Origin of the sequence: Pseudomonas sp. MM227 (assembly GCF_947090715.1) — a bacterium.
Taxonomy (GTDB): Bacteria; Pseudomonadota; Gammaproteobacteria; order Pseudomonadales; family Pseudomonadaceae; genus Aquipseudomonas; species Aquipseudomonas baltica.
Window position 1 is genome coordinate 1,119,079 of the sequence record NZ_OX352319.1, and the last position, 12,937, is coordinate 1,132,015.

Sequence of the window (12,937 nt, forward strand, 5' to 3'; positions counted from 1 at the left end):
ATGCGTGCGGCTCTGCTCCTGCCATTTCTCCTTGGCCTGGCCGCACCGGCCGCTGCTGCACCCGATGCAGCTCAGTGGCTCGAAAGCATGACGCGCGCCGAGCGCACGCAGAGTTTCGAAGGCACGTTCGTCTACGAACGTGACGGTGATTTCTCCACTTATCAGGTTTGGCACCGTGCTGGCGACGGCGGGGTGCGTGAGCGTGTGCTCAAATTGGATGGTATCGCGTCCGAGCGTGTCCAGGCCGGTGGCCGTACGGCCTGCGCAACGGGCAACCCAGTGCTCGGCGTGGTGCAAGGTCCTGTTGGCTCCGATGGCGTTGTCGATCCGCTCAAGCTGATGTCGTGGTACGACCTGCGCGTTGCCGGAGCTTCCAGGGTCGCCGGCCGCGAGGCGGTGGTGGTGACTCTGGTTCCCAGGGATCGCGACCGCTATGCCTTCGAAATGCATCTGGACACACGTACCGGCCTGTTGCTCAAGTCTTTGTTGATCGACGGGCAAGGGCGACTGCTCGAACGCTTGCAGTACACGCGTCTGGCAGTGGGAACCCCTGCGTCTGCTGACTTGAAGGCGACACCAAATTGTAAGCCTGTATTGCACGCACTCGCTGCCACCGCGCCGCGCGATGTCTCCACGTGGCGCTCCAAATGGATCCCGGCTGGCTTCGAACTGGCCCAGACAGGCCTGCGCAAATCTTCCGCCAGCAATGCCAGTGTGACCAGTCTGCTGTACGCCGATGGGCTTGCGCATTTTTCTGTATTTGTTGAACCGCTCAATGGTGCATCTGCGCGCGATACCCGCGTCCAGCTTGGCCCGACGGCGGCAGTGTCGCGACAGTTGAAGACCTCGGAAGGTGAAATGATGATCACGGTAGTGGGTGAAATCCCGCTGGGCACCGCTGAGCGAATAGCCCTGTCGATGCAACGCCAGGATGTTCAGGCTCGGCGTTGAACTGTACGCGCCCAAAGGCGCCGTCCATGCTTCGCGACAGGCCTTCATGCTGGTTTAATCATCGCGACGTAACGTGAAAGCTGTTTCATGCAGGTTGCAAACCGCCGGTTTTTTTCTTATAGGTCTGTGCTTCGGGGGCGAACCGTTATGCAGTTGCTGGTTCGCTGCCGTGCGCCGCGCCGGAACACGGGATTGCCAGAGGGCCGAATCCCGGTTTTGCCGACCGCACAACCCTATTGCTCAACCATGCTCGTTACGAACGGGAGCCGTATGTCGATAACACGTTTCAACCCCTTTCTTTCACTGTTCGCGGCAGTGCTGATGCTGGGCAGCGTTGCCAGCGTGCAGGCTGAAGCGTTGCCTGATTTCACCACGCTGGTCGAACAGGCTTCGCCCGCCGTGGTGAACATCAGTACCACGCAGAAGCTGCCGGATCGCGGGGTGGCTGCCAGCCAGATGCCAGATCTGGAAGGCCTGCCGCCGATGTTTCGCGAGTTCTTCGAGCGCAACATGCCGCGCGGTGGGCCGCGTTCCCCGCAGCGCGGCGATCGTCAGCGCGAAGCGCAGTCGTTGGGTTCGGGTTTCATCGTGTCGGCTGACGGCTATGTACTCACCAACAACCACGTGATCGCCGACGCCGACGAGATCATCGTGCGCCTGTCCGATCGCAGTGAGCTGAAGGCCAAGCTGGTCGGCACCGATCCGCGCACCGACGTGGCGCTGTTGAAAATCGACGGCAAGAACCTGCCTACGGTCAAGCTGGGCGATTCGGCCAAGTTGAAAGTAGGCGAGTGGGTATTGGCCATCGGCTCGCCGTTCGGCTTCGACCATTCGGTCACCAAGGGCATCGTCAGCGCCAAGGGCCGTACACTGCCCAATGACGCCTACGTGCCGTTCATCCAGACTGACGTGGCGATCAATCCGGGCAACTCGGGTGGCCCGCTGTTCAACATGAACGGTGAAGTGGTGGGTATCAACTCGCAGATCTTCACCCGTTCCGGCGGCTTCATGGGCTTGTCCTTCGCCATTCCGATCGACGTGGCCCTAGACGTTTCGGACCAGCTCAAGAAGGACGGCAAGGTCAGCCGCGGCTGGCTGGGCGTGGTCATTCAAGAGGTCAACAAGGACCTGGCCGAGTCGTTCGGCCTGGACAAGCCGGCCGGTGCACTGGTTGCCCAGGTGCTCGAAGAAGGGCCGGCAGCCAAGGGCGGTCTGCAAGTGGGTGATGTGATCCTGAGCATGAATGGCCAGCCGATCGATATGTCGGCCGACCTGCCGCACCTGGTCGGAGGGCTCAAGGCCGGTGCCAAGGCCAGCCTGGAAGTGATCCGGGAAGGCAAGCGCCGCACGATCGACGTAACCGTTGGTGCGATGCCGGATGACGATCAGGACCTGGATACAGGCGCCAAGGCCCAGACCGAGCGCAGCAGCAATCGTTTGGGTGTGTCGGTGGCAGAGCTGACCACTGAACAGAAAAAGGCACTCGAGCTCAAAGGCGGCGTGGTCATCAAGGAGGTGCAGGACGGTCCGGCTGCGCTGATCGGCCTGCAGCCCGGCGACGTCATCACGCACCTGAACAACCAGGCCATCGAGTCGTCGAAGCAGTTCGCCGATATCGCCAAGGGCCTGCCGAAGAATCGTTCGGTGTCCATGCGTGTGCTGCGTCAGGGCAGGGCGAGCTTCATCACCTTCAAGCTGGCTGAGTAAGCAGGTTGGGTGTATGAACGAAAGGCGACCTTCGGGTCGCCTTTTTTGTGAGCGGTGGTGTGGCCTTCGCGGGCCCTGTGCCCGCGAAGACGTCCGTACAACCACCCCTCGACCCACCGCTCCCACACCCGAACGTTATTCAGGTACAATTCCCGGCTATTTTTCGTTGGGCGTTCGGCCCGCAGCCTTTTTGAGTGTTGACCCGTGAGTGATTTGAGTCATATCCGCAATTTCTCCATCATCGCCCACATCGATCACGGCAAGTCGACCCTCGCCGATCGGTTCATCCAGATGTGCGGCGGCCTGGCCGACCGCGAAATGGAGGCCCAGGTCCTGGACTCCATGGACCTGGAGCGTGAGCGCGGGATCACCATCAAGGCGCACAGCGTCACCCTGCACTACAAGGCGCAAGACGGCAAAACCTACCAGCTGAATTTCATCGATACCCCAGGGCACGTCGACTTCACCTACGAAGTCAGCCGCTCGCTGGCGGCCTGCGAAGGCGCGCTGCTGGTGGTGGATGCGGGGCAGGGCGTCGAAGCCCAGTCCGTGGCCAACTGCTACACGGCCATCGAGCAAGGCCTGGAAGTGATGCCGGTGCTGAACAAGATGGACCTGCCCCAGGCCGACCCGGACAAGGTCAAGGACGAGATCGAGAAGATCATCGGCATCGACGCCACCGACGCCGTGGCCTGCAGCGCCAAGAGCGGCATGGGCGTGATCGACGTGCTCGAGCGCCTGGTGCAGACCATTCCGGCCCCTACCGGCGATATCGAAGCACCGTTGCAGGCGTTGATCATCGACTCCTGGTTCGACAACTACCTGGGCGTTGTCTCGCTGGTGCGCGTGCGCCATGGCCGGGTGAAGAAGGGCGACAAGATTCTGGTCAAGTCCACCGGCAAGGTGCACCTGGTCGACAGCGTCGGCGTCTTCACGCCCAAGCACACCGCCACGGCCGACCTCAAGGCGGGCGAGGTGGGCTTCATCATCGGCAGCATCAAGGACATTCACGGCGCGCCGGTCGGCGACACCCTGACCTTGAGCAGCACGCCCGATGTTGCCGTGCTGCCCGGCTTCAAGCGCATTCAGCCGCAGGTCTACGCCGGGCTGTTCCCGGTCAGCTCGGAAGACTTCGAAGATTTCCGCGACGCGTTGCAGAAACTGACCCTCAACGATTCCTCGCTGCAGTACCTGCCGGAAAGCTCCGATGCCCTGGGCTTCGGTTTCCGCTGCGGGTTCCTGGGCATGCTGCACATGGAGATCATCCAGGAGCGCCTGGAGCGCGAGTACGACCTGGACCTGATCACCACGGCGCCAAGCGTGATCTTCGAAGTGGTCATGAAGACCGGTGAAACCATTTATGTGGACAACCCGTCGAAGCTTCCGGACGCCTCGTCCGTCGAGGACTTCCGCGAGCCGATCGTGTCGGCAACGATTCTTGTGCCTCAAGAGCACCTGGGCAACGTCATTACCCTGTGCATCGAGAAGCGCGGCGTGCAGCGCGACATGCAATTCCTCGGCAGCCAGGTTCAGGTTCGCTACGACCTGCCGATGAATGAAGTGGTGCTGGACTTCTTCGACCGCCTGAAATCCACCAGCCGTGGCTATGCCTCGCTGGACTACCATTTCGAGCGTTACCAGTCGGCCAACCTGGTCAAGCTGGATGTGTTGATCAACGGCGACAAGGTCGATGCCCTGGCGCTGATCGTGCACCGCGACAATGCGGCCTACAAGGGCCGTGCGTTGACCGAGAAAATGAAGGAGCTGATCCCTCGGCAGATGTTCGATGTGGCAATCCAGGCCGCCATTGGCGGACAGGTCATTGCCCGGACCACTGTCAAGGCGCTCAGAAAGAACGTACTGGCCAAGTGTTACGGTGGCGACGTGAGCCGTAAGCGTAAGCTGTTGGAGAAACAGAAGGCCGGTAAGAAACGCATGAAGCAGGTCGGCAACGTGGAAATTCCACAGGAAGCCTTCCTTGCTGTGCTCAGGTTGGAATAGTCGAGTCCTATGTCACTAAATTTCCCGCTGTTGCTGGTCATCGCCGTAGCCGTTTGTGGTCTGCTGGCCTTGCTTGATCTGGTCGTCCTGGCACCACGACGACGGGCTGCGATCGCCACCTACGAGGGCAGCGTCAGCCAGCCCGAGCCGGCGGTGGTCGAGCGCCTGGACAAGGAACCGCTGCTGGTCGAGTACGGCAAGTCGTTCTTCCCGGTGCTGTTCATCGTGCTGGTGCTGCGCTCGTTTCTGGTCGAGCCGTTCCAGATTCCTTCGGGCTCGATGATCCCGACCCTGGAAGTGGGTGATTTCATCCTCGTGAACAAGTTCTCCTACGGCATTCGCCTGCCGGTGGTGGACAAGAAGATCATCGAGGTCAACGATCCCAAGCGCGGCGACGTCATGGTGTTCCGCTACCCCAGCGACCCCAACGTCAACTACATCAAGCGCGTGATCGGCTTGCCGGGCGACCAGATTCGCTACACCTCGGACAAGCAGCTGTACGTCAACGGCGAATTGATCGCGCGGCAACTGGTCGGCAGCGAGCCGGGCAGCCTGGGCAGCGCCGAGTTGTACAAGGAAAAGCTGGGCGAAGTCGAGCACGTCATCCGCCAGGAAATGTCGCGCTATCGCGCGCCGCCCGACAGCCAGTGGACGGTGCCTGCCGGGCACTACTTCATGATGGGCGACAACCGCGACAACTCGAACGACAGCCGCTACTGGGACGATCCGTCGATTCCCAAGGAACTGCTGGGCATGGTCCCCGACCAGAATATCGTCGGCAAGGCCTTTGCCATCTGGATGAGCTGGCCCGAGCCCAAGCTCAGCCACTTGCCCAACTTCTCGCGAGTCGGGCTGATCAAGTAGCGCCGCCGGCGCCGTCCACGGACGGCGCCGAATGTTTTCAGAGGTGTCCAGCATGAACGCAGTGAAGTCCCAGCAAGGCATGTCCATCGTTGGCTGGTTGCTCACCCTGGCGGTGATCGCGTTCGTGGCCAGTACGGCTTTCAAGCTGGTGCCGCACTACATGGACTACCGGACGCTGACCCAGGCCATCGAGTCGGCGGGTGCCGACAAGTCCACCCGGGTCGATACGGTGGGTGAATTCTATGGCCACGTCAGCCGGGCCATGCAGGTCAACAATATTCAGGATCTGGATTTGAACAAGGTTTTAAGCATCACCGAGGCGGGTAACACGTTCAAGGCCCACCTCAAGTACGAAAAGCGTGAGCCACTGATCCAGAATCTGGATGTGGTGGTGAAGTTCGATCGTGAGTTCAGCGTGGTCAAGCCGTGACCGCTTCCCTGGGCCGCCTCGAACGCCAGCTGGGCTACACTTTCAAGGACCAGGACCTGATGGTGCTGGCACTGACCCATCGCAGCTTCGCCGGGCGCAACAACGAGCGCCTCGAGTTTCTCGGCGATGCCATCCTCAATTTCGTCGCTGGCGAAGCGCTTTTCGAGCGCTTTCCGCAAGCCCGCGAAGGCCAGCTTTCGCGCCTGCGCGCGCGTCTGGTCAAGGGTGAAACCTTGGCCATACTGGCCCGCGGCTTCGATCTGGGCGATTACCTGCGCCTGGGCTCGGGCGAATTGAAGAGTGGTGGCTTTCGCCGCGAATCGATCCTGGCCGATGCCCTCGAAGCACTGATCGGGGCCATCTACCTGGACACCGGTATGGATGCAGCGCGTGATCGCGTGCTGGCCTGGCTGGAAGGGCAGTTCGAAGGACTGACGCTGGTCGACACCAACAAAGATCCCAAGACCCGCCTGCAGGAGTTCCTGCAGTCGCGCGGTGCTGAACTGCCGCGCTATGAAGTGGTGGATATCCAGGGCGACCCGCACTGCCGACAGTTCTTCGTCGAGTGTGAAGTCGTCCTTCTGAATGAGAAAAGCCGGGGCCAGGGCGTCAGCCGTCGCATCGCCGAACAGGTGGCCGCCGCGTCTGCCCTGATCGCCCTGGGCGTGGAGAATGGCAATGACTGATGCACCCGTTACCCGTTGTGGCTATGTAGCCATCGTCGGCCGTCCGAATGTCGGCAAGTCGACGTTGCTCAACCACATTCTGGGGCAGAAGCTGGCGATCACGTCGCGCAAGCCGCAGACCACCCGCCACAACATGCTGGGCATCAAGACCGAGGGCGAGATCCAGGCCGTCTATGTCGACACCCCGGGCATGCACAAGGGCAATGAAAAGGCCCTGAACCGCTACATGAACAAGACCGCCTCGGCAGCGTTGAAAGACGTCGACGTGGTGATCTTCGTGGTCGACCGCACCAAGTGGACGGACGAAGACCAACTGGTTCTGGAGCGGGTGCAGTACGTGCAGGGGCCGGTGATCCTGGCGATCAACAAGACCGATCGCATCGAGGACAAGGCTGATCTGATGCCGCACCTGGCCTGGCTGCAGGAACAGCTGCCGAACGCCGAGATCGTGCCGATTTCCGCGCAGCACGGGCATAACCTCGAAGCGCTGGAAAAAGTGATTGCCGGGCATCTGCCGGAGAACGAGCATTTCTTCCCGGAAGACCAGATCACCGACCGCAGCAGCCGGTTTCTCGCTGCCGAACTGGTGCGCGAGAAGATCATGCGCCAGCTTGGCGCCGAGCTGCCGTACCAGATCACCGTCGAGATCGAGGAATTCAAGCAGCAGGGCAAGACGCTGCACATCCATGCCTTGATTCTCGTCGAGCGTGATGGTCAGAAGAAAATCATCATTGGTGACAAGGGCGAGCGTATCAAGCGCATCGGCATGGAAGCGCGCAAGGACATGGAGGTGCTGTTCGACTCCAAGGTCATGCTCAATCTGTGGGTGAAGGTGAAGGGCGGTTGGTCCGACGACGAGCGTGCGTTGCGTTCGCTGGGTTACAACGACCAGTAATTTCACATCGCGGACGACACCCTGTAGCAGCGGCGCAAGCCGCGTCACAGGGTGCAGCAGATCTTCTGTTCGTTCGCGTGGGTTCGTGACGCGGCTTGCGCCGCTGCTACAGGTTTGCGTAAGTCATGTCCAATGCCCCGACCCCACAACCTGCCTACGTCCTGCACTCGCGTGCCTATCGCGAAACCAGTGCCCTCGTCGATTTCCTCACCCCCCAGGGCCGCCTGCGCGCCGTGCTGCGCAATGCGCGCGGCAAGGCGGGCACCCTGGCGCGTCCGTTCGTACCGCTCGAGGTCGAGTTTCGCGGCAAGGGCGAACTCAAGAACGTTTCACGTATGGAGTCCGCCGGGGTGGCGGTGTGGATGCTCGGCGACGCGCTGTTCAGCGGCCTGTACCTCAACGAGCTGCTCATTCGCCTGTTGCCCAGTGAAGACCCCCACCCCCAGCTGTTCGAGCATTATGCCGCCACCCTTCAGGCACTTGGCGCAGGGCGTGCGCTGGAACCTTTGCTGCGCTCTTTCGAGTGGCGCCTGTTGGACCAGCTCGGTTATGGCTTCGCCTTGGACGTCGACGTCAATGGTGAACCTGTAGCGACCGACGGCTTGTACCGCTTGCTGGTGGATGCTGGCCTGGAACGGGTCGAGCTGTTGCAGCCAGGGTTGTTCCAGGGCGCCGAGTTGCTGGCCATGGCCCAGGCCAGCTGGGAAACGCCAGGTGCACTGGCCGCGGCCAAGCGCCTCATGCGCCAGGCCCTGGCGGTGCACCTGGGCGGTCGGCCGCTGGTCAGTCGCGAGCTGTTTCGCAAGCCCTGACCAACACGTATGCTGTGGCTTGGATTTTTCGGAGAGTTCTCGTGAATACCTGTAACCGCATTCTGCTGGGCGTCAACATCGACCACGTGGCGACGCTGCGCCAGGCCCGTGGCACGCGCTACCCCGATCCGGTCAAGGCCGCGCTCGACGCCGAGGAAGCCGGAGCCGATGGCATCACCGTGCATCTGCGTGAAGACCGTCGGCACATCCAGCCGCGCGACGTGCTGCTGCTCAAGGACGTGTTGCAGACGCGAATGAATTTCGAAATGGGCGTTACCGAGGCCATGCTGACCTTTGCCGAGCAGATTCGCCCGGCTCACGTCTGCCTGGTGCCTGAAACCCGTGAAGAACTGACCACCGAGGGCGGTCTGGACGTCGCCGGTCAGGAGGCCAAGATCAAGGCCGCCGTCGAGCGTCTGGGCAAGCTGGGGTGCGAGGTGTCGCTGTTCATCGATGCCGACGAGCGCCAGATCGAAGCCTCGAAGCGGGTGGGCGCGCCGGCTATCGAACTGCACACCGGTCGCTACGCCGACGCCCAGACCCCGACCGATGTCGCCGATGAGCTGCAACGAATAGTCGACGGCGTAGGTTTCGGTCTGGGCCACGGGCTGATCGTCAACGCCGGCCATGGTCTGCACTATCACAACGTCGAGCCGGTGGCCGCGATTCGTGGGGTCAACGAGCTGAACATCGGTCATGCGCTGGTGGCCCATGCGTTGTTCGTAGGCTTCAAGGCCGCGGTGGCCGAGATGAAGGCGTTGATTCAGGCGGCAAGCAAACGCTAGTCGCCCAGTGGTTGCAGATAGTCTTCCACCAGCCGCGCCCAGCACGCAGCGCCCAAGGGAATCACGGCGTCGTTGAAGTCATAGTGGTCGTTGTGCACCGAGCAGCCATTGAACGACCCAGTGCCGTTCCCCAAGACGAAATAGCAGCCTGGACGCTCGTTCAGCATCCAGGCAAAGTCCTCGCTGCCCATCAAGCGTACCGGCATCTGCTGCAATACATTGTCCGCACCCAACACCGCGCAGGCAGCGGCATGCATACGTGCGGTTTCTTCGGGCGCATTGACCAGCACGGGTGCCAGCAACCGGTATTCGATGGCTGCGGTGACGCCGAAGCTGGCTGCCTGCCCCTGCACGATTTCGCGGATCCGTTGCTCCACCTTTTCGCGTACGGCAGGCGTTGCGGTACGCACACCGAGCATCAGGGTGGCGCTCTCTGGAATGATGTTGTAGACGGTACCGGCGCGGACCTTGCCCACACTCACCACCGCAGCGTCGCTGGTCGAGAGGTTGCGCGAAACCACCGTTTGCAACGCAGTGATGATGCCTGCCAGGGCTGGTATAGGATCAATGGCGCGTTCCGGCATGGCGCCATGGCCACCTCGGCCTGTCAGGGTAATCTGCACTTCTTCCGAAGACGCCATGAAGGCGCCGGACTGAACCACGGCCACCCCGACCGGCAAGCCGGGCATGTTGTGGAAGGCATAGACCGCGTCGCAGGGAAACCTGGCGAACAGGTCGGCTTGCAGCATCGAGCGCGCCCCCGTCAAACCTTCCTCGTCCGGCTGGAAAATCAAATTCAAGGTGCCGTCGAATCGAGCGTCTGCCGCCAGATGCTCCGCCGCCGCCAACAAGGTTGCAGTATGCCCATCGTGGCCACAGGCATGCATGCAGCCTGGACGCTCGCTTGCCCAGGGCAGCCCGTTGCGCTCCAGGATGGGCAATGCATCCATGTCCGCTCGGATGCCCAGCGTACGTGTGGATTGCCCGCGCCTGAGTACGCCCACAACGCCTTTGCCCAAGTCGGCATGGACTTCATAACCCCATGCAGCGAGCCGTTCGGCCACGATTGCCGCGGTGCGACAGGTGTCGATCCCCAGTTCGGGGTGGCGGTGAATGTCTTGGCGCAGTGTCGCAAATCGTGTTGCAGTGCTGAGCAGGTGCGGGTGAACCATGGGCTCGCTCATGGGCATCTTCCTCTGTGTTGCAGTGTATTGAACGATCAGTCGCGGCCGGGATGCTCTGGCAGCAGGCGCAGGGCACACAGACTGAGCGCCACGGTGGCCACCAGGTACAGCGCCGGGGTCAATGGGTTGCCGGTGACGTTGATCAGCCATGTCACCAGCAGCGGTGAGAATCCACCGAACAGCGTCACACTGACGCTGTAGATGATCGACATGCCGGTCACCCGCTGTTCCCGGGGGAATGCTTCGAGCAGCATGGCCATGCTCGGCGCCAGTCCGATCGCCATCGGTAGAATCAGCAGGATGATGGCCACGATGCACAGCAGAACGTTCTCGTGGCTCAAGAGCATGAATGCCGGGTAGACCGTCAGCAGCGCCAACCCGGTAACTCCATAGAGCAACGGCTTGCGGCGAATGAAACCGTCCGCATAACGGCCGGCGATGGGCGTAATGACGACGAGCAGGGCGCTGGCCAGGCCGACCAGGGCAAACCCCAGGCTCTGCGGGCGGCCAAGTGTCTGGGTCAGGTAGGTGGGCATGTAATAGACCACCATGTACATGGTCACGGTGGTCGCCGACATCCAGGCGATGCCTAGCACCAGGGTGCGGCTTTGCGTATTGAGCAACTGTCCCAGCGAGGGTGCAGTGGCGGTGGCCGTATGCGTTTCATCCAGATGCTGGCGGATGAACCAGCCGACCGGGCCGATCAGCAGGCCGATCACGAAGGGCACCCGCCATCCCCACTCCAGCAACGATGCCTCGCTGAGACTGCTGGTCAGCAGCAAGCCCGTGCCCGCACCCAGCAATGCGGCAGCGCCTTGACTGGCGCCCTGCCAGCTGACCACGAAGCAACGGTTGTCGGTGCGGCCCGACTCCATCATGAACGCCGACGCGCAACCCACTTCGCCACCGACCGAAAGCCCTTGCAGCAGCCGGGCGATCACCAGCAGGACACTGGCACTGATGCCGATACTGGCGTAGGTGGGTGTGAAGGCGATGATTCCGGTACCCACCGTCATCAGGGCAATGGTCAGCGACAGTGCAGCCTTGCGCCCTCGGCGGTCGGCGACTCGACCGATGAGCAACGCACCCAAGGGCCGCATGACGAAGCCGACGGCAAATGTCGCCAGAGACATGAGCAGCGAGGCCATGGGTGAGGACCCGGGAAAGAACAACTGACCGATGATGACTGCGAAAAAGCTGTACACGGTGAAGTCGTAGATCTCCAGGCCGTTGCCCAGGGAAGAAGCGATGATGACCCGACGCATCTTGTTGGGCTGCGGTGCGGGCGGTGCATCGGCGACAGGAAGAGGTGAATCGCTGGCAAGAGTGCTTTTCATAGGTAAGGCCTGTACCCGGAATCGTGGTGCGGGCCAGTGTCGGGGATGGGTTCAGTCACTGCACATCACATTTAATCAAGCGCTTGTGGCTTGGTTTCGATGGAGGCGTCGACTGATACCGATGGCGCTGCTGGCGGGGAATGAGCGACCCAAAACCATCCAGACGAGTAGCGGAAAATGGGAAGGTTGGTAACCGTGGGAGGCGTTGCCTGCTGAGCTGAAGCCGTTTCATTCACTGACCGTAGGCTCTAGCCTGGGGGGTCGGCGATGTTGAGCGTCTGAAATTGCGGTCCGTGCAAGAGCTTGAGTATTGCTCAACTAGGAATGTCTGAATCCGCTGTTTTGAAGGGGTCTCCGTCAGGGCGTTGGTCCAGTTGGCCGTTTACGCAAAGCTGGCCTGCAGTTGACCGAACAACAGGCTCGCGGTCCGGGTCAGGTAGGCCTGGTTCACGCACACCACATTGACCGAAAAATCGGGAACCGCCTCTTGCAACCCAAGCGTATGCAGGTAGTTGGCCATATCGGTCATGCCCGCCCAGCAGGGCCCGAGGGCACTCTCACTGACCACCATCACGGCATCGCTCTCGATCAGCATCTTCAGCGCCAGATTCATTGCGGTGCATTCGAACACCTTGGACGGGCGGCCAAGCGCGCTGCCGGCGAACAGTTGATTGAACTGGGATTGGCTGTCTGCAACAGGATCGACGCTGATCCACTGGGCGTGCTGCAGTAACCGCAGCGATCTCACGTGGCGCAGCGGATGATCCTTGCGCACCGCCACGCTGCCGGGAATGCGGCACAGCGGCTGCCAGTCCAGGCCTACGGCATGGCTTGGCACTTGCGACGTCAGGGCAAAGTCCAGCAGGCCATCGCGCAGATGCTGCAGCAACTGGGCAGGGCGCATCTCCAGTACCTTCAGCGCGGCGTTTGGGTAGGTCTGCTGGAAACGCAGAAGGGTCTGTTGCAGTGGCGGCAGCAGCGCGGTGACGGGCGTCACTCCCAGGGTGACCTCGCTCACGGTCAGCCCCTTCATGTCTTCGATTTCCTGACGCGCTCGCCGCACGCTTTCCAGCGCCTGGCGAGCGTGGGTCAGCATGCGCTGGCCATGCTCGGTCAGGCTCATGCCTTTGTTGGAACGAACCAGAAGGGTAACCCCCAGTTCGTTTTCCAGTTCCTTCATCGCCCGGCTCAATGCCGACTGCGTCAGGTGCAGCACGTGCGAGGCGTCTTGCAGGCTCCCGGTTTCATGAATACAGACAAGTGCGCGCAGTTGATGCAATTTCAT

General features: G+C 61.6%; 12 protein-coding genes. 9 read left to right on the forward strand and 3 right to left on the reverse strand.

Annotated elements, in window-relative coordinates; translation table 11 throughout:
- From ONG87_RS05050 to pdxJ, 9 genes are all read left to right on the forward strand, one after another.
- Positions 1 to 951 (forward strand): MucB/RseB C-terminal domain-containing protein, encoded by a 951-nt coding sequence (locus ONG87_RS05050; RefSeq protein WP_264382330.1) that lies wholly within the window; start codon positions 1 to 3, stop codon positions 949 to 951.
- 321 nt (positions 952 to 1,272) lie between these two features.
- Complete coding sequence (locus tag ONG87_RS05055; RefSeq protein WP_240998822.1) at positions 1,273 to 2,658, forward strand: DegQ family serine endoprotease; 1,386 nt, start codon at positions 1,273 to 1,275, stop codon at positions 2,656 to 2,658.
- Positions 2,659 to 2,862: 204 nt separating this feature from the next.
- Positions 2,863 to 4,659: a translation elongation factor 4 gene (gene lepA / locus ONG87_RS05060; protein ID WP_122479362.1), complete on the forward strand. Its 1,797-nt coding sequence runs from the start codon at positions 2,863 to 2,865 to the stop codon at positions 4,657 to 4,659.
- A gap of 9 nt (positions 4,660 to 4,668) precedes the next feature.
- The gene (lepB, locus tag ONG87_RS05065) at positions 4,669 to 5,523 is read left to right on the forward strand and encodes a signal peptidase I (protein WP_122479361.1); all 855 of its coding nucleotides are present in this window, start codon (positions 4,669 to 4,671) and stop codon (positions 5,521 to 5,523) included.
- A gap of 52 nt (positions 5,524 to 5,575) precedes the next feature.
- Complete coding sequence (locus ONG87_RS05070) at positions 5,576 to 5,953, forward strand: DUF4845 domain-containing protein (protein WP_122479722.1); 378 nt, start codon at positions 5,576 to 5,578, stop codon at positions 5,951 to 5,953.
- Positions 5,950 to 6,639 carry a ribonuclease III gene (gene rnc / locus ONG87_RS05075; protein WP_122479360.1) on the forward strand — a complete coding sequence of 230 codons (690 nt, stop codon included), beginning with the start codon at positions 5,950 to 5,952 and terminating at the stop codon, positions 6,637 to 6,639. The genes ONG87_RS05070 and rnc overlap by 4 nt, the downstream gene beginning before the upstream one ends.
- Complete coding sequence (gene era / locus ONG87_RS05080; RefSeq protein ID WP_122479359.1) at positions 6,632 to 7,534, forward strand: GTPase Era; 903 nt, start codon at positions 6,632 to 6,634, stop codon at positions 7,532 to 7,534. The genes rnc and era overlap by 8 nt, the downstream gene beginning before the upstream one ends.
- Positions 7,535 to 7,659: 125 nt before the next feature.
- Positions 7,660 to 8,346 (forward strand): DNA repair protein RecO, encoded by a 687-nt coding sequence (gene recO, locus ONG87_RS05085; protein WP_122479358.1) that lies wholly within the window; start codon positions 7,660 to 7,662, stop codon positions 8,344 to 8,346.
- A gap of 41 nt (positions 8,347 to 8,387) precedes the next feature.
- A complete protein-coding gene (gene pdxJ / locus ONG87_RS05090; RefSeq protein WP_192053694.1) occupies positions 8,388 to 9,131 on the forward strand; it encodes a pyridoxine 5'-phosphate synthase in 744 nt (247 codons plus the stop codon).
- Here the strand turns inward: pdxJ and ONG87_RS05095 are convergent.
- From ONG87_RS05095 to ONG87_RS05105, 3 genes are all read right to left on the reverse strand, one after another.
- Positions 9,128 to 10,315, reverse strand: a complete 1,188-nt coding sequence (locus ONG87_RS05095) for a M20 aminoacylase family protein (protein ID WP_264382331.1) — start codon at positions 10,313 to 10,315, stop codon at positions 9,128 to 9,130. The genes pdxJ and ONG87_RS05095 overlap by 4 nt on opposite strands.
- Positions 10,316 to 10,350: 35 nt before the next feature.
- Positions 10,351 to 11,652, reverse strand: a complete 1,302-nt coding sequence (locus tag ONG87_RS05100) for an MFS transporter (protein WP_122479355.1) — start codon at positions 11,650 to 11,652, stop codon at positions 10,351 to 10,353.
- A gap of 382 nt (positions 11,653 to 12,034) precedes the next feature.
- Complete coding sequence (locus ONG87_RS05105; RefSeq protein WP_122479354.1) at positions 12,035 to 12,937, reverse strand: LysR family transcriptional regulator; 903 nt, start codon at positions 12,935 to 12,937, stop codon at positions 12,035 to 12,037.

What these genes read in the sequence shown, in the direction of transcription:
- ONG87_RS05105 (WP_122479354.1), bottom strand. Translation starts at nt 12,937, where the DNA reads ATGAAATTGCATCAACTGCGCGCACTTGTCTGTATTCATGAAACCGGG.
- ONG87_RS05100 (WP_122479355.1), bottom strand. Translation starts at nt 11,652, where the DNA reads ATGAAAAGCACTCTTGCCAGCGATTCACCTCTTCCTGTCGCCGATGCA.
- ONG87_RS05055 (WP_240998822.1), top strand. Translation starts at nt 1,273, where the DNA reads ATGCTGGGCAGCGTTGCCAGCGTGCAGGCTGAAGCGTTGCCTGATTTC.
- recO (WP_122479358.1), top strand. Translation starts at nt 7,660, where the DNA reads ATGTCCAATGCCCCGACCCCACAACCTGCCTACGTCCTGCACTCGCGT.
- ONG87_RS05050 (WP_264382330.1), top strand. Translation starts at nt 1, where the DNA reads ATGCGTGCGGCTCTGCTCCTGCCATTTCTCCTTGGCCTGGCCGCACCG.
- lepB (WP_122479361.1), top strand. Translation starts at nt 4,669, where the DNA reads ATGTCACTAAATTTCCCGCTGTTGCTGGTCATCGCCGTAGCCGTTTGT.
- era (WP_122479359.1), top strand. Translation starts at nt 6,632, where the DNA reads ATGACTGATGCACCCGTTACCCGTTGTGGCTATGTAGCCATCGTCGGC.
- ONG87_RS05070 (WP_122479722.1), top strand. Translation starts at nt 5,576, where the DNA reads ATGAACGCAGTGAAGTCCCAGCAAGGCATGTCCATCGTTGGCTGGTTG.
- ONG87_RS05095 (WP_264382331.1), bottom strand. Translation starts at nt 10,315, where the DNA reads ATGAGCGAGCCCATGGTTCACCCGCACCTGCTCAGCACTGCAACACGA.